At 49.8% G+C, this 677-nt stretch carries 1 rRNA gene; it reads right to left on the reverse strand.

The window, feature by feature from the left end:
* Positions 1-141 precede the first annotated feature (141 nt).
* A 16S ribosomal RNA gene (locus PAND9192_RS20390) occupies positions 142-677 on the reverse strand; the annotation flags it as partial.

Consider the following 677-nt stretch of genomic DNA (forward strand, 5'->3'; position numbering starts at 1 on the left):
AGCTTTCCAGATTGTTAAAGAGCATAACGCAAAAGCGTTAATCAATGCGTGAGCATTAATTAGCACTTTCGCTATTTTTCTAAAACTAATTTTACCAAGCAATCTGTGTGGACACTGCATAAAACAGTATAAGTCTTTAGGTAAGGAGGTGATCCAGCCCCAGGTTCCCCTAGGGCTACCTTGTTACGACTTCACCCCAGTCATGAACCACACCGTGGTAAACGCCCTCCCGAAGGTTAAGCTATCTACTTCTGGTGCAGCCCACTCCCATGGTGTGACGGGCGGTGTGTACAAGGCCCGGGAACGTATTCACCGTGACATTCTGATTCACGATTACTAGCGATTCCGACTTCATGGAGTCGAGTTGCAGACTCCAATCCGGACTACGACGTACTTTGTGGGATTCGCTTACTATCGCTAGTTTGCAGCCCTCTGTATACGCCATTGTAGCACGTGTGTAGCCCTACTCGTAAGGGCCATGATGACTTGACGTCGTCCCCACCTTCCTCCGGTTTATCACCGGCAGTCTCCCTGGAGTTCCCACCATTATGTGCTGGCAAACAAGGATAAGGGTTGCGCTCGTTGCGGGACTTAACCCAACATTTCACAACACGAGCTGACGACAGCCATGCAGCACCTGTCTCAGAGTTCCCGAAGGCACTAAGCTATCTCTAGCG

The sequence above is a fragment of the Photobacterium andalusiense genome (assembly GCF_900185625.1).
Lineage (GTDB): Bacteria > Pseudomonadota > Gammaproteobacteria > Enterobacterales > Vibrionaceae > Photobacterium > Photobacterium aquimaris.